Here is a 21981-nt window from a genome sequence, read left to right as displayed (position 1 = left end):
TACTGGCTATGGGTATGCGCTGCCTTCGTTTGGCGCGGCGCGCGACAATTTATGGCAGATGAGCCCCCCGCTTCGGTAAAAATAATGACCACCCGCTATCAGGATATTATCAACGATAATTTTTGGCTGCCGTTTACGCCAAATAAAGATTTTCGCCGCGCGCCGAAATTATTCGCCCGCGCGCAAGGGGAATATTATTACGATCCGCACGGCCGGGAGATAGTGGACGGCGTCTCGGGCCTATTCGCGTCGGCCCTGGGCCACGGGCGCGCAGACATCGCCGGGGCGGTTTACCGGCAAATGCTGACCCTGGATTTTACCGCCAGCTTTTATCGCGGCCATCCGGGGGCGTTCGCCGCCGCCAAAGCCTTGTCGGCGCTGCTGCCGTCCGGCCTCGATCGGATATTTTTTGTCGGTTCCGGTTCGGAGGCGGTGGACACCGCGCTGAAAATCGCCCTGGCGTATCACCGGTCGCGCGGACGCGGCAGCCGCAACATCTTCGTCTCGCGGGAGCGCGCTTACCACGGCGTTAATTTCGGCGGGGTCGCCCTGTCCGGACTGCCCAATAACCGGCGGGGCTTTGACGGCGGCGGGCCGCGGGTGGTGCATATGCGCCATACCTGGCTGGCGGAAAACCGCTACAGCCGCGGCCAGCCCAAGTACGGCGACTTTCTGGCCGACGATCTGCTCGCGCCGATCGAACGCCATGGGGCGGAAAACATCGCCGCCTGCGTGGTGGAACCCATTGCCGGTTCCACCGGGGTACTGGTGCCGCCGGCGGGTTATCTGGAACGGCTGCGCCAGATCTGCGATCGGCATGACATCCTGCTGATTCTGGATGAAGTCATCTGCGGCTTCGGCCGCACCGGCCAGGCGTTCGCCAGCCAATCCTTTAATGTCCGGCCGGATATTATCACGCTGGCCAAAGCCCTCACCAACGGCACGTTGCCGATGGGCGCCGTGGCGGTGAGCCGGGAAATTTACGACAGCATTATCAACGGGGCCGGCGAGCAGGATATCGAGTTCTTCCACGGTTACACCTGGAGCGCGCATCCGGTGGCCTGCGCCGCGGCCCTGGCCACGCTGGAGATTTATCAGCGGGAACAGGTGTTTACCGCCGCCCGGGCGCTAAGCGATCATTTCCTGGGGCGCTTATTTGCATTGCGGGATTTGCCCCTGGTAACGGATATCCGCGGTTACGGTTTACTGGGGGGAATCGACCTGGCGCCGGCGGCTAAACCGGGGCAACGGGGCTATGAGGTGCAAAAACAATTATTCGATGCGGGCTTGCACCTGAAGTCCACCGGCGACGCGCTGATTATCGCGCCGATACTGGTAAGCTCGCCCGAGCGGATCGATCGGCTATTCGACATCCTCGCCGGGGTGCTGGCGGCGATCCGGCCCTAGGGGACGGATCTACGTGCCGGCCGACGTTCCAGGTTAGTGGAAACGGCCGTGCCACGGCACCCACCTACGTTGTATATAACGTAAGCCGGTTTCCATAAGGCAGGCCACCGCGGCAATCACCAAAATGCCCATGATCACCACATCCGTCACCAGGAATTGCGCCGCCGACTGCACCATAAACCCCAATCCCCGGGTGGCGGCAATCAGCTCCGCCGCCACCAGCGTCGACCAGCCGACCCCCAGTCCGATACGGATACCGGTCAAGATATCCGGCAGCGCGGCGGGAATAATCACATAGCGGGTCAGTTGCCTGGTGGTGGCCCCCAGGGACTGGGCCGCCCTGATTTTCGCCGGGTCGACGCTGCGCACCCCATTGGCGGTGGCAATCACCACCGGCGCGAAAATCGCCAGGTAAATCAGCAATACTTTCGACAGTTCGCCGATCCCGCACCAGATGACTATCAGCGGCAAATAGGCCAGCGGCGGGATGGGCCGGTAAAATTCAATCAGCGGGTCGAACAGTCCCTGCGCCACCCGGTAGCGGCCGATGGCGATGCCTAAGGGAATGGCGGTAAACAAGGCGGCGACCAGGGCAATGCCGATACGCTGCAAACTGGCCCATAGATGCTGCCAGAGAGTGGCATCCAGATAGCCGGTCACCGCCACCTGGCGCAACTTGCCGATCACCGCCCACGGCGAGGGCAAAAATAGCGGATCGATGAATTTCAGCCAGGTCACCAGCCACCAGATCAACACCAGACTACCGATGCTGATGACGCCCAATACGCTCAAGGGTAGCGGTTTTTTCCCGGCGCTTGCCGGGGACGCCGGGCCGGCGGGCGTTTGATTATCAACATGGCGGGAATGGGTCATCGCTGGGTACCATAGTCGGGCTGAGGGTCGCGCGCGTGGCGGGTGGCGAACACCCGCGCCAGGATATGTTCGCGGGTGGCGATAAACAGCGGATCGGATTTCAGCGCCCGGGCGCTTTCCCCATCGGCGTAGCGGCGGCTGAATTCCAGCGGCAGGCGTTCGATGATCCGCCCCGGATTTGGCGATAACAGCACCAATTCGGTGGCTAAAAAAATCGCTTCTTCAATATCGTGCGTAATCAAGAACACGGGGGTATCCGTGCGCCGCCAGACCTGGAGCAGCAACTCCTGCATTTGCTCGCGGGTAAACGCGTCCAGGGCGCCGAACGGTTCATCGAGCAGCAGGACCCGCGGCTGGGCGGCCAAGGCGCGGGCAATGCCGACCCGCTGTTTTTGCCCGCCGGATAACTGCCAGATGCCGCGCGCTTCATAGCCCGCCAGATCCACCAGGGCCAGTAATTGTTGCGCGCGCTCTTCCCGCCGCCGGCGGGGAACGCCGGCCAGCTTCAGGCCGAAGGCGACATTCTCCAACACGTTTTGCCAGGGCAGCAGAACGTCATCCTGGAATACCACGCCGCGCTCCGCGCTCGGTCCGGTGACCGGTTTGCCGTCCAGGGTAATGGAACCGCCGCTCGGGGAGATAAACCCGGCGATCAGATTAAGCAAGGTGGTTTTGCCGCTGCCGGAAGGGCCTACGGCCACGCAAAGCTGCCGCGGGCCCAGGCTAAACGAGATATCCTGCAATACCGGCCGCGGCGATTCCGGATAATGGGCGGCGACATGCTCTAAAATCAATTGGGTCATAACCCTCCCGTCGCCGGTTGCTTATGCGCCGGGCCGCGGACGCCCGGCGCATACCGACGGTTTATTGAGGAATAAACGCGGCCGTGACAAACGGGGAATAATCGGGCAGTACCGAATCAATGCGCCCCTGCTCTTTCAGAAATAACGCGGTATCGTTGATTCCCTTGGTTATCGGCGCCCCCAGGGCGGTTTTCTGTTCAGCCGCCAGCGGATAGCTATTACCCTCAAGCAAGCCGGGAATATCTTCCGGTTTCGCGCCGGTTACCCTGACCAGCGTATCGATATTCCGTTTATTCGCCAGCCAGGCTTGGGGATCGTTATAAAACGCCTGGTAACTGTCGAGGGTGACTTTGGCAAAGGCCTTGACCACATCCGGGTGGGATTGCGCGAAATCCTTTCTCACCAGCCAGATATCAAAGGTAGGCGCCCCCAATTTGGCCAAATCGCCGGAGGTAATCAGCACCTTGCCGGTAGCTTTGGCGACGCCCAGCGCCGGGTCCCAGGTATAGGCGGCGTCGATATCGCCACGCTGCCAGGCCGCGCTGATGGCGGGCGGCGTCAGGTTGACAATGGTCACCTGGCGCGGGTCGATATGCCAATGCTTCAGCGCGGCCAGCAAGCTGTAATGGCTGGTGGATGAGAACGGCGTGGCGATCTTTTTGCCGATCAGATCCTGCGGGCCGTTGATGCCGGAACCATTGCGCGCCACCAGCGCTTCGCTGGTGCCCAGATTCGATGCAATCAGAATGGTTTCAATGGGCAAATTACGGCTGGCGGCGACGGTAAACGGACTGGACCCCAAATAGGCGATTTGCACATCGCCGGAGGCCACCGCGGTAATCACTTCGGCGCCGGCATCGAATTTACGCCAGTCAATCTTGGCCTGGGTCGCCCGATCGTAATCGCCGTTAACCTGCGCGACCTGCGACGGATTGGGGATAGTTTGGTAACCGACGGTAAAACCGGCGGCATGGGCCATGCCGGCCAATAGACTCAACATCAGCGCGGCGGATAAGCGCCGGGAAAAAAGAGCAATTTTCATAAATATCCTTTTTTAGTCGACAGCCCGCCTCCGCCCAACAAAAATAAGCCGGTAAGCAATGCGATTATTAGATAGGGTGCCTGCGTTAAATCGATATCGGCATCGATATCGGCAATGAGATGCCGGACATTCAGAGGTAACCCGGCCAGGTTTAATCTAGCGAGTTACCCAAATCAGGCGCAACGATTTTTTTCCGCTATGCTTTGCCGGAAAAATCAATAGGCTTGGACGGAAAAGGATAACCGGCCTGAACGATATCCATCATTTCTTTCATATAGGACGCTACCGACATTTTCACCACCGCCGGGAAAAAAATCTGTGGCGAAGAGATAATTTCAACCACATGGCAATTAGCCAGTTTTTCGGGGTCCACCTCGGAGGAAGGAAGTAAAGCGGCCGCTTCAAGGCCCGATTCCAGCCAGTCGAGAATAACGCCGGGCTGTGAAATATTCATAATGATATTCGGATTAACCCCGCCTTTACGAAAATGATCGGTGATTAATTCGTAGGTCCCCGCATCCCGGGAGCGGCGCAATAATACCAGCGGAAATTTCCCAATGGTTAAAAATGGAATCGGACTGCACGGTATTTCCGGCGATAATTGTTTATTTATTACCGCCACCAGGCCGATAGGAGCGAAGGAAATACAATCATAGCCTTCTTTATGAGCGGGTTTTTGGATCAGGGCGATATCAATCAGGCCATTTTGCAGCAGGGATTCAAGATTACTGGAATCAGAAACGGAAACGCTGATTTCCACATGCGGGTTATGCTGGTGCAATCTCAGGATCAACGGTTTGAAATAGGACTGGAATAAATGGGTGAGCCCAATGCGTAACAGGCGGCTTTCCCTATTTGCAATCAGGATGATTTCCCGTTTGGTCTCTTCCACATCGCGTAAAATGGCGCAGGCATTTTTATATAAATGATAACCCGACTCGGTGGGTTCCAGTCTTCGGCCATGACGCAGGAATAACGCAACGTTGAGTTCTTCTTCCAATTCCTGTATACGTTTGCTCAGCGGCGGTTGCGCCATATTCAATATACGGGCGGCCTGGCTGATCGTGCCTTGTTCAAAGATAACGCAGAAATATTTTAACCTTTTGAGATCCATAATTACCTCCCTGAATAGATTAATACCTGCCCGATGCGCAGATAGTGACGCACATCAATCCTAAAGCAAAGAAAAAAACCGTTTTGGTATGAGAGATATTACCAAAATGGTATTCGCCGGCATTTTAAAATAGGCGTATTTTCCTTATCAAATTACAATATAATTGCCCTATAGGGAAAAAATATGTCTGCTAATAACCTCAGCCAAAGCCCGTCCGACGCCAAGCCAAATAGTCATGAAAATGGCCACCCGGTCCACGATTTGCGTTCGGCCCTCGAACTGCTGAAAACCTTGCCCAATGAGCTGGTCGCCACCGATGTGCCGGTCGATCCCAACGCCGAATTGTCCGGCATCTACCGCTATGTCGGCGCCGGCGGCACCTGCATGCGCCCTACCCGTAAGAACGGACCGGCCATGGTGTTTAATCACATCAAAGGCTTTGACGATATCAGCGTCGCCATCGGCCTGGTGGGATCGCGCAAACGCGTCGGGCATTTGTTAGGCTGCGCCCCTGAAAAACTCGGCCATTTATTAAAGGAGTCGGTGCATACCCCCATTGACCCCATCGTGGTCGACGCCCGGGGCGCGTTGTGCCAGGAAGTGGTGCATCTAGCCACCGACGCCGGTTTCGACTTGCGCACGCTGCTGCCGGCGCCCACCAATACGCCGGAAGATGCCGGCCCCTACGTGACCATGGGCCTATGCTACGCGTCCGACCCGGACACCGGCGAATCGGATATCACCATCCACCGCCTGTGCGTGCAAAGCCGTGACGAATTGTCCATGTGGCTGACCCCCGGCCGCCATATCGATGCCTTCCGCCAAAAGGCCGAAGCCGCCGGCAAACCCCTGCCGATCTCCATCAGTATCGGCGTGGACCCGGCCATTGAAATCGCCGCCTGCTTCGAACCGCCGACCACGCCGCTGGGTTTTAACGAACTGAGCATCGCCGGTTCGCTGCGCGGCCGCGCGGTGGAGTTGGTACCATGCCAAACCATCAATGAACGCGCCATCGCCCATGCGGAAATCGTCATCGAAGGCCAATTATTGCCGGATGTGCGGGTACGGGAAGATCAAAACACCAATACCGGCAAAGCGATGCCCGAATTCCCCGGTTATACCGGCGGCGCGAAGGCGGCCCTGCCCGTCATCAAAGTCACGGCGGTGACCCACCGGCGTTCGCCCATCTGGCGCACCACCATCGGCCCGGGGGAAGAACATGTCAATATGGCGGGTATTCCCACTGAAGCCAGTATCCTGGATATGGTCAACCGGGCCATGCCGGGCAAGCTGCTCAACGTCTTTGCGCACTCCGCGGGCGGCGGCAAGCTTCTGGCGGTAATGCAGTTTAAAAAAGCGGCCGCGGTGGATGAAGGACGGCAGCGCCAGGCCGGCCTGCTGGCTTTTGCCGCCTTCCCGGAATTGAAACATGTGATCCTGGTGGATGAAGATGTGGATATTTTCGATAGCGACGATGTGCTGTGGGCCATGCAAACCCGCTACCAGGGCGATGTGGATACGGTATTCATCCCCGGCGTGCGCTGCCATCCCCTCGACCCGTCGCAGGTGCCGGCCTACAGCCCCAGCATTTTGCAAGAAGGCATGTCCTGCAAGACCATTTTCGATTGCACGGTTCCCTTCAGCCTTAAGGCGCAATTTGAACGTTCACGCTTTAAGGACGTGGATATCAAACGGTTCCTGCCGGATTTTGAATAAGGGGCCGGCATGACCACCAGACGCATCATTGTCGGCATCAGCGGGGCCTCGGGTTTTCAGTATGGGGTTAAAGCCCTGGAACTCCTGAGCGAGCTGGATTTGGAAGTGCATCTGGTGATCTCGGCGGGCGCGGAGAAAACCAGGGAACTGGAAACCGATTATCGTTTAGCCGACGTCGTGGCGCTGGCGGATAAAGTGCATGCCATTAATAATCTCGGCGCCGCCATCGCCAGCGGCTCTTTTTTAACGCTCGGCATGCTGGTGGCGCCCTGCTCCATGCGCACGTTGGCCGCCGTTGCCCATTGCCTGACGGATAATCTTCTTACCCGCGCGGCCGATGTCGTGCTAAAAGAACGGCGCCGGCTGGTATTGATGGCGCGGGAAACGCCGCTTAATCTCGGCCATTTGCGCAATATGCAGCAGGTGACGGAAATGGGCGGCATTATTTTCCCGCCCGTGCCGGCGCTTTATCACCGGCCGCAAACCCCGGACGATATTATCACCCATAGCGTAGGACGCGCCCTGGACCTATTGGGGGTCGAGGTCAAAAACCTGCCGCGCTGGGGCGACGACACCCATAACAAAACCGCCGCCGGGTAAACCGGCAGGGGTTAACTCAAAGGATGTTACATGTTAATTGGACCTTATGTTAATGGGGCCGCCGTGGTTATCGGCGGCCTGGCGGGTGCCGTGCTTAGCACCCGCTTACCCGAACGCATCCGCACCGCCCTGCCGATGACGTTCGGCCTGTGTTCCATGGGCTTGGGGATCATGCTGATCGTCAAGGTCAAGTATATGCCGGCGGTGGTGCTGGCCATAATCTTGGGCGCCATGCTGGGCGAGCTTATCTATGTGGAAAAAGGCATCGGGAAAGCGGCGGGTTATACCCGGGGGCTGGTGGACAAAATCCTGCCGCCGGCGCAGGGGCTGACCCACCAGGAATTCATGGATAAATTCGTGGCGATTCTAGTGTTGTTTTGCGCCAGCGGCACCGGCATTTTCGGTTCCATGCATGAAGGCATGACCGGCGATCCGTCAATCTTATATATCAAAGCCATTCTGGATCTGTTCACCGCGGCCATCTTCGCGACCATCCTGGGTTACGCGGTGGTCGTCATCGCCGTGCCCCAGTTAATCATCCAGCTCGGTTTAGCCATGCTGGCCATTTTTATCCTGCCGATGACCACCCCGGAAATGATGCTGGACTTCTCGGCGGCGGGAGGCCTGATCATGTTCGCTACGGGCCTGCGGATTTGCGGCATTAAAATGTTCCCGGTGGCCAATATGCTGCCCGGGCTATTGCTCGTCATGCCGTTCTCCTATATTTGGGCGACGTATATCGTGTGACGGCTCCCCCGCCCGCGTTGGGTGGGTATGCGGCGGATTTTGCCGCAGCACCGCCTTGAATCCAGTCCGCGCGGCTTATTCGAGGCGAAATGCCCCTTCGATCATCGTCTGGCGCTGGGCCGGCGAGTACTCCAGCCAGGAATTCTTGCTATTGGATTTTTCCAGGACAACCGCCAGTTCCCGCCGGTTGAGCGCTAGATTGTCCCGCCAGAACGGAGCAATGGCATGGCGGGTGATAAAGTCGGCCAGATAGCGTTCCGGGTGGGTCTGCCCGCCGGGGGGCAGGCGAACGGCCAGCTCAGCCATCAGCGCCCGTTGCTGCGGCTGCGCGCTTAAGGCCAATTGTTCCAGGAATGGCAGCAGCAGCCGGCCGCACACCTGGCCATGGTGGTAATTACGCAAGGCGCCCACTTCCCCCGCGATGCCGTGAATCACCCCCAGCCCCGCCATGCTCAGCGTCAGGCCGCCCAGATAGGACGCCTGCATAATGGATTCGCGGGCCTCGCCGCTGCGGTTTAGTGCCGGCCAGGCGGCAAGAAAGTGGCGGATGCCGGTGAGCGACATCTCGCGGGACAGGCTGCTGGCGGTGTTCGACAAATAGGACTCGAACAGATGGGTGAAAGCATCGATGGCGCAATAGGCCAGCACGGTATCCGGCGCGCCCGCCAGCAGCTGCGGGTCGAGGATGGCCACCTGCGGCACAAAATTATTATGGCGCAGCGAGGCCTTGACCTGGTTAACCTGGGTATCGGTGATCACCGCGTTCTGCGTCACTTCGCTGCCGGTCCCGGCGGTGGTGGGAATGGCGATTACCGGCAGCGTGGCGCCGCTGACCTTGCTGTCCCCCACCTTTTCCATATAACGCAGCGTCGGCAGCGGGTGCTCCGCCAGGGCGGCGAATGCCTTGGCGGCATCCAGCACGCTGCCGCCGCCGATGGCCACCACGCGCCGCGCTTTGCCGCGCCAGCGGGCCACCCACCGGTCGATTTCCTGCGGCGACGCCTCATGGCTGACGATTTCGGTGCCGGCCAGCAGCCCCGCCAGCGTTGGCGCCAGCCCCGCATATACGGGTCCCACCAGGAACGAGCGGCAGCTGAACAGCAGCGTCGGTTGCGGGTCGGCTTGCAGCAAAGGGATCAGTTGATTGATGCTGCCGCTGCCGAACCAGGTTTGCCGGTTGGCGATCATCAGGCTGGTGGTCATGTTCTCTCCTCGGCGCGCTAAAACCCCAGCATAATCCAGCGCTGCCGGGCAAACCAACCCTTTTCGCCGGCGCGGCGGGGACCGACGATGCCGCACCGCCGCCCGCCAAGGGGACTTGCCGGGCGGTTTTATCCGGCGAAAACCCGTGCCTCAGATCCCCTGGCCGCCGGAGACCTCGATGCGCTGGGCGTTGACCCAGCGATTATCCTCGGACAGCAGGCTGGCGATCATCGGCCCGATGTCGTCCGGCAGGCCGGCGCGGCCGAGGGCGGTCATTGCGGCGAACATCTGGTTGATCTCGGGGTTGTCGCGCACGGCGCCGCCGCCGAAATCGGTCTCGATGGCCCCCGGCGCCACCGTATTAACCGTGATGCCGCGGCTGCCCAGCTCCTTGGCCATATACACCGAGAGCACTTCCACCGCCGCCTTCACCGCCGCATAAGCCCCATAGCCCGGATAGGACACCCGGGTCAGGCCGGAGGACAGATTAACGATGCGGCCCCCGTGCGCGATCAGCGGCAACAGCGCCTGGGTGAGAAAAAACACCCCCTTGAAGTGCACATTGACCAGCCCGTCGAACTGCGCTTCGGTGGTCTGTTCGATAAGGGCATAGTCGCCGTGGCCGGCATTATTCACCAGATGATCGAAGGTATCGCGCCGCCAGGTTTCACGCAGCGTATCCCGCAGCAGTTCGGCGAACGGCGCGAAGCCGGCGATATTACCGGCGTCGAGCTCGATAGCGACCGCCCTGCGGCCCAGGGATTCGATCTCGGCGACGGCGGCCAGGGCCTGCGCGCGGCGGCTTTGGTAAGTGATGATAACGTCGCTGCCGCGGCGGGCGAGGCTAAGGGCGGTGTTGCGGCCGAGTCCGCGGCTGGCGCCGGTAACGATGGCGATTTTGGTCATGGGATAGCTCCTGTGGCTGTTGCTTGGCGTGGAGCGTCATCATAGCGGCCGGAGCGCCGATGGCGATTGCCGGAACCTTGACGTTGTTTGCCTATTCCTCCAGCTTGCCTAGGCGCGTCGTCCCGGAATGGGTTAATATCCAGGCATGACTGATACCTTGCTTAACGCGGTCCGCCGCTATGTGCAGGCGTATGCCGACCCGGCCGGCCTCGCCCAAACGCCCATACCCGGCCTGACCACTATCCGGTCGACCGCGCCCAGCGGCCTGGTCCACGCGATCGCCAAGCCGCTCGTCTGCCTGGTGCTACAGGGCAGCAAGCGGGTGGCGATGGGGGCCGAGACCTTCATCTTCAACGCCGGCGATTCGCTGCTGATCGCCGCCGACGTACCGACCGTGAGCCAGATTACGTGCGCCAGCATCGACGCGCCTTATCTCTCGCTGGTGCTGGAACTGGACCCGGCGGTAATCGTGGATCTGTCGATGCAGATGAAGGCGCTGCCGGCGGCCGATGGCCCGCCGGTACGGGCCGAGCCGACCGATGCCGAGGTCGCCGACGCGGCGCTGCGGCTGATGCGCCTGCTGGAACGCCCGGCATCGGTGCCGGTGCTGCATGGGCAACTGGTGCGCGAGCTGCATTACTGGCTGCTGGCCGGCCGGCACGGGGCGGCGATTCGCCGGCTCGGCTGGCCCCAGGGTCATGCGCGGCGGGTGGCGCGCGCCGTGGCGGTGCTGCGGGCCGAGTTTATGCGCCCGCTGCCGGTGGAGCGCCTGGCGGCCATCGCCGATATGAGCCCGTCGTCATTCCACCACCACTTTCGCGCCGTAACGTCGCTTACGCCGCTGCAATTTCAAAAGCAATTACGGTTGATCGAGGCGCGCCGGCTGATGATGTCGCAGGGCGTGACGGCGAGCAGCGCGGCGTTTACGGTGGGCTACGAGAGCGTGTCGCAGTTCACCCGGGAGTATGGCCGCATGTTCGGCCTGCCGCCGGTACGGGACACGGCGGCGGTGAAGCGCTGGGCGGAGGGGCCGGCTTAAGCCAAAGCCGCTCCACTCGCCGGGATTCCGGTAAGGAACCCTGTAGGTGCAACGGCCGGCATCGCGTTATTTAGCCAGTTCCGCCGCCGACAGATTTTTCTTGAACAGCAAAATCAAGGCGGCGGAAATAGCCACGCCGATCAAGGTCGACAGAATAAACAGCACCGGATGGCCGACCACCGGCAACACGAAGATCCCGCCGTGGGGGGCCGGAAACGTTACGCTGAAAATCATGGCCAGGGCGCCCGCCACGCCGGAGCCAATCATCAAGGAAGGCAAAATCACCAGCGGATTGCTGGCGGCGAACGGGATAGCCCCTTCGGCGATAAACGACAGGCCCAGGATATAATTGGCTTTGGCCGCTTCCTGCTGGCTTTGGGTGAATTTCTTTTTCGACAGGCTGGCGGCGACGGCGACGGCCAGGGACGGAACCATGCCGCTGGCCACCGCCGCGGCCATCACATAGTAATTGCCGCCGGCGAGCACGCCGACGCTGAACAGATAAGCGGCTTTATTTATCGGCCCGCCCAGATCGGCGGCCAGCATGGCGCCAATAATAAATCCCAGGAAAACTTTATTCACCGAGCCGATGCCATTAAGGAAACCGGTAATCCAGATATTGATTTCGCCCATTACCGGATTAACCAGGGCGACGGTAATAAACCCCACCACCAGCACGCTGACCAGGGGAAATAACAGCACCGGTTTAATCCCGTCCAGGGATTTGGGCAAGGGTTTGGTGGCGCTGCGCAATAATTTGATGGTATAGCCGGCAATAAATCCCGCCAGGATGGCGCCCAGAAAGCCGCTGCCGCCGGTATTGGCCAATAATCCCCCCACCATGCCCGGCGCCAGTCCCGGCCGATCGCTGATGGCATAGGCGATATAGCCGGCCAGAACCGGGATAAACAGCATAAAGGCGGCATCGCCGATTTGTTTAAACATATGCGCGATCTGGTTAAAAGTGGGGTCCTGCGCATTGGCGGAATTAATGCCCCAGAAAAACGAGATGGCGATTAAAATCCCCCCCGAGACCACAAAAGGCAGCATATTGGACACGCCGTTCATCAAACATGCATAAATACCCGGTCCTTTATGGGCGGCGCCGGCAGCAGCCCCTGCCGGCTCGGCGGCGGCGTATTCCGCCGGTTGATAGCGCGGGGAGGCGAGCGCGGTTTGAATCAGCAGTGCCGGCTCCTTGATGCCTTTGGATACGCTGGTGTAAAACAGCCGCTTGCCGGCGAACCGGTCCATGGCCACCTTGGTGTCGGCCGCGATCACCACCGCGGCCGCCCGGGCGATATCCGCCGGGGTTAACGCATTCTCCACGCCCACCGAACCGTTGGTTTCCACTTTGATGTCATAACCGAGGGCTTTGCCGGTCTTTTCCAGGTTCTCCGCCGCCATATAGGTATGGGCGATGCCGGTGGGGCACGCGGTCACCGCGACGATGAACTCCCGCCGCTCGGGGGACGCGGCGGGCGCCGTTTTATCCCCCTCGCCCCGTTGGCTTTCCTGTTGCTTGGCCCGCATTAACGCTATCACCTGGCGACCGTCGGCGGCCCGGGATAACCGGTCCCTGAAATCATCATCCATCAGCCAGCGGCAAAGCTGGGTCAGGATATCGAGATGTTCATCGGACGCGGTTTCCGGCACCGCAATCATAAAAATCAAATGGACCGGCTGGTCGTCCATGGCATCATACGCCACCGGCCGCGCCGAGTTGAGAAACAGCAGCGTCGGCGACTTCACTAAAGGGCTTTTGGCATGGGGAATGGCGATACCGTCGCCGATACCGGTGGTGGATAACGCCTCCCGGGCATTAAGCGCGTCAATAAACGCGGCTTCATCTTGCGCCAGGATATAATTATTTATTTTCATCCTGGCGGCCAGCGTCTTGAATAAGGCCGGTTTATCCGCAGGCGTCTCGTCAAGTATAATATTTTCGGGTGCCAGGAGTTCTGTAATATCCATGATTTACGCCCTCATATTTGGTGTAGGGTATATGGCTGACGGTTATTTATCAGGCCGGCTATTTATTTTGTTATTTTTGCGTAATAACGCTGCTCCAACAGCATTTCACTCTGGCGCGACCAGCCTTGTTCATTAACATATTTCGCCAGGATGGGGTCCCAGTCCGCCAGTTCGGCCAGGGGAATAAACGGCAGCTCGATCAACTGGGGATACACCACCACCTTGCCGGCGACCTTGCCTTCTTTCACCCGGATAATGCCCTGTTTGACGGCCAGCAGTCCGGCAATCGCCGCCACATTGAAGTCGGGCGCCAGCTCCCCGCGTTCGATATTGCGCAATACCCGCAATTGATCCTCAACCGAGGAGCCGCTGCTGGCGGTAATGGATACCTGGCCGCAGGCCACCTGGCCCAGGGGCAGATCGCCGAACTGGCCGTAAGCGGTGCCGGAAAACAGCACCAGCATGCCGTCATCGGCCAGAAATTCCACCACCGCGTTTAACGGCCCGACGCCGGGCGCGCAAATAATCATATCCGAGGCGCCGTCAGGGCCGAGCAGGGAATAAAGCCGGGATTTATAATCGGGGGTTTCGTTTAATGAAATATAAATAATTTCCCGGCCGGCGGCCTGCGCCATTGCCCGGAAGTCGGCTTGCATAATATCCAGCCGGGCGCGTGAATTATTGGTAACGATTATGCGCCGGGGACCGCGGCGATGTTTTAACGCCCGCAGCAGATGAATCCGGCCCATGGTACCGCCGCCGCCGGAAATCAGGAGCGTACCGTCCGGTTTATAATCATAACGGTATTTATCGGGCCTTAATGCGCGCGATAGGGAATGGTCGCAGGAGCCGGTGATATTGACCTTGTTATAATGAATTTTAGCGATATCGGCCCGCACGCGGTCGCGCCGCGGGTGCTCCTGCAACCAGCAAAGCAGCCCGCGCACGGCCAGGCGTTCCGTCAGCGCCGTTACCGTAGCGCCGTCCGGGTTGCCGATAATGATAATATCATCGTAACCATCGGGCGGTAATTCGGCGCAGGTGCGGGCAATCGCCGTCCCGGCGGGCAAGCGCAGGGTATGGAGTAATTTACCGGCATCCACCGCGGTAATATCGCGGGCGACCAGAGGCGCATCCAGGCTAAAAGATGCGGTGATGCCCGGATCGATATAGATAAGCAGCCGTCCGTCCGGCAGCATGGCCTGCCGGGAATGCTGCACAAACGCGGCTTCCACGCAGGCCAAAGGCTCGGTTTGCGCCACCGCGGCGTAACTCAGGTCGTCCCCCACCGGGAAGGCGCAACTGCCGTGATCCGAGGTAAACACCTCCGCCCCGAGCAGGATATATTGCGCCATGCCGCCGGGCACGTTAACGCCGATACAAAAACGTTCGCCGTGCAAATAGACATCCGGCTGTACGCCGAAACGGGTCCCCGCGGGCCATTGCCGGGCCATGTCCCGCCCGGGCCGCACCACCGTCAGCGCAAGTTCATGGCCGAGCACCACCGGGTCCCGGCTGAAATCACGATCCTTGAACAGCGGATAATCATTGCCCAGCGCGATCATCTTGACGTCGGAGGCGCAAATCGAGAAGGCGTCCACTCGCGCCAGCACTTCACGGGGGCCCGGATCGGGCAGCTTCTGCGCGGTGGGCTGGTCGTGCCGGCCGAAAGAGTCGATGCCCCGGCCGTAAAAAGTCCAGCGCAGATTGTTCAGGGGTTGCGTCATCACCCGTTCCTCAATTGATTAGGGCGGGCCGGATTGCCCGCTGGCAACCCTGCCCAGATCCGGCGCCACGCCCGGTTGCTCGGCGGCCAGCCGGTCCAATTCGCAGCAGGCGACATACAAATGATAAAGCGTCGACGACGGCGTGGGCCGCGATATCCGTTCCCCGGCTGAGGTAATTTCATCGCAGTACAAGCCGCGGGGTTCGCCATGGATAAATGCGGCGAACATGGCCTCGACGTGGGTATCGATATCCCGGTCCGGCCCCGGCGTCGCGCCGTCGCGGCAATTCACCACATCCGCCTTGATACGTTCAGTCTGGCACCAAAGCCGGCTCGCGGCCCGCAAGGGCGCGCCGTCCCATCGCAGCTCATTCATCACGGCGCCGCTCGCCGGATTTTCGCCATGGGACCGGGCAAAACGTTGCAGCGCCGCCCGGACTTCCGCCGTATCGATACCGGATTGCCGCTGGTATTCATACAGCAACCAGGTCCATTCGTGATGGTGCCCCGGGTCAACCTGCGGCGACACCTCCAGCGCGGGTTGCCAGCCGGCGGCGAAAAACTCCACCAGGCACTGGCGGCGATGATTGAAAAAGCGGCGCATAAACAGCTGATAAAGATGATGGGATTCCTGTTCCCACCGGCTGTCGCCGGTGGCGCGCCACCAATTAAGGCACGCTTCGAACAAATGCATATTGGGATTTTGGCTGAGCAGCGGCGGACGTTGGGTATTGAGGGCGTATCCCCCCTCAGCCAGGGCCAGATGACGTTTCATCCAGTCATGGAGCCGCTGCGCTTTGAGTCGAAACGCCGCGTCGCCGGACATCTGGTAAAGGGCGCTATAAGCCAGCAAGGCGAAAGCCTGCTCGTAGGTATTGATTTCCCGGGCCGCGCCGGCGTCGCCCAGGGCAAATAAAAACGGGCCGTCGGCCAGCCGGAATGCCGGCAACGCGGTGCGCTCGCAGGCCAGCACCTGTTCGCCGGCGTCAATCCAGCCGGCGGCGGTCGCATGGGCGAACACATATAGTTGCCGCAGTTGCACCCGGCTGCGCATCAGCGCCGCGACGGCAGGGATTTCCTCCCTAAACGCGCGCGGGTAAGGGGGCTGGTCATAGATGCCCGCGCGTAAAAAAACCGGCAGCGCGTCGCGGCGCATCCACCGGCTGAAACGCCGCGCTCCGGCCATCATCGCGTAGCCTCCTGTTGCCGGACATTGGCCACGATAATGCCCGTCGCGCCTTGGCCCGCTATCCCGGACACGCGATAGCGCCGCACCGACCCGGGGATAATCAGCGTCTCGGCGTAATGCAGGGTATAAGGGGCAAAGCAATTGTCCGGGCAGTCGACGATAGCCTCCTGGCCTTCAATCAGATTGAGCATCTGGAACTCCCCGCGCGTTTCCAACGTAACGGCGGTTTTGATCCAGTAACGGTGGGTATCGATAAACTCCAGTTCATGCAGCCCGGTGCGTTCGCAGGTGAAATCCGCGTTATCTTCCTTGACGTCTATCCGGTTGATCAGCTGTTCCCGGCACCATTGAGTGTCGCGATCGGCTTGAATCACCTGCCGGCCATGGGCCAAATGCACGGGACGCGGCTGGTTATCCAGCCCCAGGCGCCCCCAGTCCCATAATTTGAAGGTGAAAATATACGGGGTGGCGGAAATTTCCAGGATCATGGCATTGCTGCCCGAACAGTGAATGGTGCCGGCGGGGATCAAAATATGATCGTGTTTTTTTACCGGGAAATTGTTGACGTATTGCAGCGCATCCAACTGCCCGGTCCGCTGCGCCTGCTCGATGGCCGCCACCATCTCCGCCGCCCGCACGCCGGTTTTCAGGCCAAGATATACGCTGGCATCGGCGCCGGCATCCAGCAGGTAGTAGCTCTCATCCTGGGTATAATGCATCCCGAAATGCTGCTGGATATAATCGGTTAACGGATGCACCTGCAAACTGAGATTGCCCCCCTCCATGGTGTCGAGAAAGTCAAAACGGATAGGAAACTCGGCGCCGAAACGGGCGTAGTTATGCTCCCCCAGCAATTCAACCGGCCTGGCCAGCACCAGGTTGATGGCCGGCAGGGTGATGCGGGCGCCGTTATAGCTGAGGGTCAGGCTGTTCTCTTCGGGCACGCCGTCAAAACACCAGGCATAATTTTTTTCCGTCGGCGGCAGCGCGCAGACCTCCTCCATCCACTTGCCGCCCCATACCCCCGGGTCGAAAAAGGGTTTTAGCCTGAACGGCCTGGCCAGGCAGGCGTCCAGTCCGGCCTGGAAAGCCGCTTGATCGATCATCACCGCCGGTTGCGCCAATGAATCGAGATAAAAATCGAACTGTGCGAACAGCGTGCGCTTATGCCGGTCGGCCACCCGCCATTCCCAGAAAAACCCGCGTTTATATTTTTTAAGAAAATCTTCCTGCGGATTATGGACCAGCCAATTGCTGCCCCCCGCCCGCCAATCCAGCTGCCGCTGCCAGCGGGGATAATCGATATAGACCAAAATATCGGCCCGCCCCGCCAGCGCCGCTCCGGTGCCGATAATGCAGGTTAAACCGTCATATCCGCGCTGTTGTCGCCGCAGCCGCTCCACGGCATCGGGCAGCAGGTAATCATCCAGGGTCTGGCAGCTCATTACGCCAAACACCCGATCGGCGGTAAGCGTATCCGCCAGCCGGTTTTCCAGCGCGTCGTCACGCTGATAGCATTCGTCCATAGATAGCCACTGGGCCGCCCGCAATAACTCATGTTCTTCGGCCAATTGCCGTTTTAGCCCGGCGAGATCCACGCCGGGATAACAATCCAGGGCGAGGGTGATACCCGCTCCGCCGGCCGCCGCCGCGGCCAGCGCCCCGCAGATCTCGCGCCAGCCTGAATAGACTTTGCCCGCATGGCTCGCCACCTCGATCGATGGATCTTTCTCATAATTCGCTTCATGAGTGAGGTAAGGCATGAATTCCCCCGTAGGTTAAACGATTAACTAAAAATTCACCATAAAGACTATTACCTACCTTGGCTAGTTTCAAGTATGGATTTCTAGCCAGTTTAATTAACTACTTGAATTTACTTAAATATAATAATATGAACGACGAATTTAATCGTTAATTTGTGATTACAGTCATATTTTCATGCGAAATAACTGACCAAATATGGGTAAATCGAATAACCTTTATTTACGCGATCGAAACGGAGAGGCGGCACGGAGACGAATGAAAAAAACAGCGGTACATTTTGGCGCGGGAGCGCTGGGGCGGGGTCTGGCCATCCCATATCTGCTGGACGGCGGTTATGACGTGATTGCGGTAGATGCGGATCGCCAACTGATCTCCTTGCTCAAGGCGCGCGCGGGGTATGGCCTGGCGATCGCCGATCGCCACGAAACCCGGCATATCCCCCTGGCCGACGCGCTGCACCCCGAAGATGGCGCGCTGGCGGACCGGCTGGCCCAGGCGGAGCTGATCACCACCTCGGTACGTAAAGAAAACCTGCATCATGTGGCCGCGGCGCTGAAACACGTCAGGCCAAAGACGGTGATCTGCTGTGAAAACATCGAACAAAGCGGCGCTTTTTTTGCCTCGTTGCTCAGCCGCGCGGGCGTTGACCCCCAGGGCTGGCTGCTGCCGGATTGCATGGTGGATCGCATCTGTTCCGCGCAATGGCCCGCATCCCTGACCATTGAAACCGAGTCGTACGGGTCGGTGGTGGTTGACGATCTGCCGGGCGCCGCCATTCCGCCTACCTTCGAAACCACCCGCGACATTGCGGCCCGTTTTCAGGAAAAACGGATTTTGGTCAATACCTATGCCGACGGCGTCGCTTTCCTCGGGCAGGCGCGGGGGTTGGCTTACCTGTACCAGGCCGCGGAAAACCCGGAGATCAACGGCCTCATCGCCGGTTATATGCAGGTGACTAAATATTTTCTGCGGGTGGTTTATGATTTTGATGCCGGCCATCTCGACGCCGTGGCGCAACGCCACCGCGCCCGGCTGGGCAACCCCGCCATTCAACGCCCGCTCGCTACCGTGGCCCGCGATTTTCTACGCAAAATGACGGTAGGGGAGCGGTTTATTTACCCACTGGTTGAACTGATGAGGCGCGGGGAAAATATCGATAACGCCCTGCCCTTTCTCAACGCCCTGATCGCCGGCTGGGCCAATCAGCAGGTCGATCCGGCCGCGGCGCGCCAACAGGCGCTGGCGGCGATTGCCGATGACGCGCTGCTCGCCAAACTCGGAGAAGCATTATGATAGAGGTTATTTTTGCCGCCCACGGCCAGTCGGCGCCGGCCATGGCGGACAGCGTCGCGATGGTGCTGGGCGCGAGCCAGCGCTTGCATACGCTGGCATTGACCCACGATGGAGGCATAGCGCATTTTCGCCGGCAGTTAACGTCGCTGGTGGCAACGCTGCGCCAGGGCGCAAACGATGGGATATTGATTTTAACCGATATGCCGGCGGGCACGCCTTATAACGTCGGCGTCGAATTGGCCCTGGCCCATGAAAATATGGATGTGTTATCCGGCACCAACTTCCCCATGGTATTAACCGCCTTGGACCAAAATGAGCTGCCCCTGGCCGAATTAACCGCATTGGTCATGGCGACCGGCCGGGAGTCCATTCATCGTTTCGTGGACATAGAGTTCCCCCAGGAGGATTTTTAATCATGGCTATTTCGTTTTTGCGTATCGACGATCGGCTTATCCATGGCCAAATGGCGGCCAGCTGGATCGGTTCAAGCCCTTGTGACGGCCTCGTGGTGGTGGATGACGACGCCGCCAATAATGAAGTTCAAAAAAGAGTATTACTTTCCATTTTGCCGTCGGTTAAAACCTGGGTATTCAGTATTGATGAAGCCGCGGAAAAACTGCCCAAAATCATGGCATCATTAAAGAAATACTATCTTATCGTGCGCAGCGCATCGGCGCTGGTCAACCTGACCGCGCGCAATGATCAACTGGTAAAAATCCACCCCCGCATTAATGTCGGCCCGCTGTCAAAACGCCAGGATGCCATCGCCATCAATAAAGGCCAGGGCATTATACCGGAAGAGATTCCCGCCTTTGAACGGCTCAACGCCCTGGGGTTCACCATCGAGTTCCGTTTGCTGCCGGACACACCGGCGGTGAGCTGGGACAGTGTCGCGGCAAAGCTGGCGAGGTAACGGCATGATCGAAATCAATATTTTCCAGGCGGCCCTGATCGGCGTGTTTTGTTATCTGGGCGCGCTCACCACCCCCTGGCTGCTGGGATTGACCGGCGGCTGGTATACCCTGTCCCGCCCGCTGGTGGCCGCGTTTATCACCGGACTTATCGTCGGCGACGTGGAACGCGCGATTATTATCGGCGTAGCGGTCCAGACCGTGTATATCGCCTTCGTTTCACCCGGCAACGCCATGCCGCAGGATCTTAATTTTGTATCCTGGCTGGCCCTGCCGCTGGCGATACTCTCGGGCCAGGATGCCAAAGTGGCGGTGACCCTCGCGGCGACGATCGGCGTGGCGGGCACCATTATTTTTAATTTCACCATGTTATCCAACGTACTGTGGAATACCCGCGCCGATCAGGCCCTGGCCGAGGGAAATAAACGGGCCTGGCAGCGTAATGCCGTATGGTTCCCGCAAATCAGCAATTTTATCGTTCGTTTCGTGCCGGTATTTTTTGCCTGCCTGTATGGGCCGAAATATATCGAAGCCCTGGTGAATATCATGCCCGCCACCCTGATGCACGTGGTAACGGTATTCGGCGGCGTACTGCCCGCCGTGGGGATCGCCATGCTGATGCGCCAGGCCATTATTGAACGTTCGATGTTGATTTATTTTTTATTTGGTTTTGTCTGCGTGGTTTTTCTCAAGGTCAATATGATTGCCCTGGTGATAATCAGTCTATTGCTGGCGCTGATTCACTATAAATATAAGCCTGCCGCCGCGGCGCGTAACGATAATAATCAGGAGGATGAATTCTAATGAGTAGCGATAATTATTCCACGCCGGCGGATTACCGGCAGAATTCCGCCGCCCTGCCGGTCAAACTGGATAAAGCGACCCTGAATAAATGCTGGCTTAATTGGGCGATGCATAATATTACCGTCGCCTCTTATGACCGTATGGAAGGCCATGGCTTCGTCAAAGCGCTGATGCCGGCCATCGAACGGTTTTATCCCGGCGAGATCGGCGCGCAAATGGCGGTGCTACAGCCCCATACCGCTTATTTTAATACCGAACCCCAGCTTGGGGCTATCGTTACCGGCATCGTCATCGGCATGGAAGAACAGCGGGCCAACGGCGAGCCCATCGATTCAAACTCCATCCAGACCATTAAAAATTCCCTGATGGGGCCGATTGCCGGCATTGGCGATTCATCTATCCAGGGCACCCTGATCCCGATTTTGTTAAGTATCGCCATTTCGTTATCCCAGGGCGGCTCGGTGCTGGGGCCGATTTTTTATATTTTGGTATTTAATATACTGATTATTTCGCTGAGTTATCGCGTATTCCATTCCGGCTATAAGCTGGGGGTCAGGGCGGTAGATTATTTTGTCAGCGAAAATGCCAATAAGCTGCGGGAATGCATGTCGATTATCGGCGTGACGGTGATCGGCGGCATCGCCTCAACCTATATTAACCTGTCCACCCCCTTAACCTTCTCCTCCGGCGGGGTGAAGATCGACGCGCAAAAGATTCTGGACGGCATTTTCCCCAATTTACTGCCGCTGCTCGCCGTACTGGGCGTCTGGATATTGTTAACGCGATTTAAGTTATCGGTGGTTAAGACTATGATAGTGACGTTGTTGATATCGGGGATCGGTGCGTTCATCGGCATTTTTTAAGGGAGCA

20 protein-coding genes are annotated in these 21981 nt (G+C 59.0%); 10 read left to right on the top strand and 10 right to left on the bottom strand.

Annotated features, from left to right (window positions below):
* Nucleotides 1–84 precede the first annotated feature (84 nt).
* Nucleotides 85–1407 carry an aminotransferase class III-fold pyridoxal phosphate-dependent enzyme gene (locus tag ACL2XP_RS08260; protein ID WP_413738221.1) on the top strand — a complete coding sequence of 441 codons (1323 nt, stop codon included), beginning with the start codon at nt 85–87 and terminating at the stop codon, nt 1405–1407.
* Between the two features lie 33 nt (nt 1408–1440).
* Here ACL2XP_RS08260 and tauC read toward each other — a convergent pair whose 3' ends face one another.
* From tauC to ACL2XP_RS08240, 4 genes are all read right to left on the bottom strand, one after another.
* On the bottom strand, nt 1441–2280 hold the full coding sequence (tauC, locus tag ACL2XP_RS08255; RefSeq protein ID WP_413738220.1) for a taurine ABC transporter permease TauC: 840 nt from the start codon (nt 2278–2280) through the stop codon (nt 1441–1443).
* A complete protein-coding gene (gene tauB / locus ACL2XP_RS08250) occupies nt 2277–3083 on the bottom strand; it encodes a taurine ABC transporter ATP-binding subunit (protein ID WP_413738218.1) in 807 nt (268 codons plus the stop codon). The genes tauC and tauB overlap by 4 nt, the downstream gene beginning before the upstream one ends.
* A gap of 61 nt (nt 3084–3144) precedes the next feature.
* On the bottom strand, nt 3145–4125 hold the full coding sequence (tauA, locus tag ACL2XP_RS08245; RefSeq protein WP_413738217.1) for a taurine ABC transporter substrate-binding protein: 981 nt from the start codon (nt 4123–4125) through the stop codon (nt 3145–3147).
* 196 nt (nt 4126–4321) lie between these two features.
* A complete protein-coding gene (locus ACL2XP_RS08240) occupies nt 4322–5239 on the bottom strand; it encodes a LysR substrate-binding domain-containing protein (protein ID WP_413738216.1) in 918 nt (305 codons plus the stop codon).
* 183 nt (nt 5240–5422) lie between these two features.
* Between ACL2XP_RS08240 and ACL2XP_RS08235 the strand changes: the two genes are divergently transcribed.
* From ACL2XP_RS08235 to ACL2XP_RS08225, 3 genes are read left to right on the top strand one after another with little or no spacing between them, the layout of a single operon-like run.
* A complete protein-coding gene (locus ACL2XP_RS08235) occupies nt 5423–6955 on the top strand; it encodes a UbiD family decarboxylase (protein ID WP_413738215.1) in 1533 nt (510 codons plus the stop codon).
* 9 nt (nt 6956–6964) lie between these two features.
* Nucleotides 6965–7555: a UbiX family flavin prenyltransferase gene (locus ACL2XP_RS08230; protein ID WP_413738214.1), complete on the top strand. Its 591-nt coding sequence runs from the start codon at nt 6965–6967 to the stop codon at nt 7553–7555.
* A 30-nt stretch (nt 7556–7585) separates the two neighbouring features.
* Nucleotides 7586–8302 (top strand): DUF554 domain-containing protein, encoded by a 717-nt coding sequence (locus ACL2XP_RS08225; RefSeq protein ID WP_413738213.1) that lies wholly within the window; start codon nt 7586–7588, stop codon nt 8300–8302.
* Between the two features lie 75 nt (nt 8303–8377).
* Here the strand turns inward: ACL2XP_RS08225 and ACL2XP_RS08220 are convergent, their stop codons facing one another.
* Nucleotides 8378–9505 carry an iron-containing alcohol dehydrogenase gene (locus tag ACL2XP_RS08220; RefSeq protein ID WP_413738212.1) on the bottom strand — a complete coding sequence of 376 codons (1128 nt, stop codon included), beginning with the start codon at nt 9503–9505 and terminating at the stop codon, nt 8378–8380.
* A gap of 150 nt (nt 9506–9655) precedes the next feature.
* Nucleotides 9656–10411 (bottom strand): SDR family NAD(P)-dependent oxidoreductase, encoded by a 756-nt coding sequence (locus ACL2XP_RS08215; RefSeq protein ID WP_413738211.1) that lies wholly within the window; start codon nt 10409–10411, stop codon nt 9656–9658.
* Between the two features lie 145 nt (nt 10412–10556).
* Here ACL2XP_RS08215 and ACL2XP_RS08210 point away from each other — a divergent pair, with 145 nt between their 5' ends.
* Nucleotides 10557–11450, top strand: coding sequence for an AraC family transcriptional regulator (locus ACL2XP_RS08210; RefSeq protein WP_413738210.1), 894 nt, complete (start codon nt 10557–10559; stop codon nt 11448–11450).
* 66 nt (nt 11451–11516) lie between these two features.
* On the opposite strand, the gene ACL2XP_RS08205 is transcribed toward ACL2XP_RS08210, so the two are convergent.
* The 4 genes from ACL2XP_RS08205 to ACL2XP_RS08190 all read right to left on the bottom strand — a co-directional run bounded on the left by ACL2XP_RS08205 (nt 11517) and on the right by ACL2XP_RS08190 (nt 18102).
* A complete protein-coding gene (locus ACL2XP_RS08205) occupies nt 11517–13424 on the bottom strand; it encodes a fructose-specific PTS transporter subunit EIIC (RefSeq protein WP_413738209.1) in 1908 nt (635 codons plus the stop codon).
* A gap of 62 nt (nt 13425–13486) precedes the next feature.
* On the bottom strand, nt 13487–15151 hold the full coding sequence (locus ACL2XP_RS08200) for an alcohol dehydrogenase catalytic domain-containing protein (protein ID WP_413738207.1): 1665 nt from the start codon (nt 15149–15151) through the stop codon (nt 13487–13489).
* Nucleotides 15152–15169: 18 nt separating this feature from the next.
* A complete protein-coding gene (locus ACL2XP_RS08195) occupies nt 15170–16339 on the bottom strand; it encodes an AGE family epimerase/isomerase (RefSeq protein ID WP_413738205.1) in 1170 nt (389 codons plus the stop codon).
* On the bottom strand, nt 16336–18102 hold the full coding sequence (locus ACL2XP_RS08190) for a class I mannose-6-phosphate isomerase (protein WP_413738203.1): 1767 nt from the start codon (nt 18100–18102) through the stop codon (nt 16336–16338). Before ACL2XP_RS08190 ends, ACL2XP_RS08195 begins: the two co-directional genes overlap by 4 nt.
* A 256-nt stretch (nt 18103–18358) precedes the next feature.
* Between ACL2XP_RS08190 and ACL2XP_RS08185 the strand changes: the two genes are divergently transcribed.
* The 5 genes from ACL2XP_RS08185 to ACL2XP_RS08165 are packed head-to-tail and all read left to right on the top strand — an operon-like array spanning nt 18359 to nt 21974.
* The gene (locus ACL2XP_RS08185; RefSeq protein WP_413738202.1) at nt 18359–19396 is read left to right on the top strand and encodes a mannitol dehydrogenase; all 1038 of its coding nucleotides are present in this window, start codon (nt 18359–18361) and stop codon (nt 19394–19396) included.
* Nucleotides 19393–19809, top strand: a complete 417-nt coding sequence (locus ACL2XP_RS08180) for a PTS sugar transporter subunit IIA (RefSeq protein WP_413738201.1) — start codon at nt 19393–19395, stop codon at nt 19807–19809. Before ACL2XP_RS08185 ends, ACL2XP_RS08180 begins: the two co-directional genes overlap by 4 nt.
* Before the next feature lie 2 nt (nt 19810–19811).
* Nucleotides 19812–20309 (top strand): PTS system mannose/fructose/N-acetylgalactosamine-transporter subunit IIB, encoded by a 498-nt coding sequence (locus tag ACL2XP_RS08175; RefSeq protein ID WP_413738200.1) that lies wholly within the window; start codon nt 19812–19814, stop codon nt 20307–20309.
* 4 nt (nt 20310–20313) lie between these two features.
* Entirely contained in the window at nt 20314–21111 is a 798-nt protein-coding gene (locus ACL2XP_RS08170) for a PTS mannose/fructose/sorbose/N-acetylgalactosamine transporter subunit IIC (RefSeq protein WP_413738199.1), read from the top strand.
* Nucleotides 21111–21974 carry a PTS system mannose/fructose/sorbose family transporter subunit IID gene (locus ACL2XP_RS08165; RefSeq protein ID WP_413738198.1) on the top strand — a complete coding sequence of 288 codons (864 nt, stop codon included), beginning with the start codon at nt 21111–21113 and terminating at the stop codon, nt 21972–21974. Before ACL2XP_RS08170 ends, ACL2XP_RS08165 begins: the two co-directional genes overlap by 1 nt.
* The last annotated feature ends 7 nt before the right edge of the window (nt 21975–21981 follow it).

Origin of the sequence: Sodalis sp. RH21, assembly GCF_047324175.1 — a bacterium.
GTDB lineage: Bacteria > Pseudomonadota > Gammaproteobacteria > Enterobacterales > Enterobacteriaceae > Acerihabitans.
The sequence above is the reverse complement of the archived record's forward strand: the minus strand, read 5'-3'. Positions and strand labels throughout refer to the sequence as shown.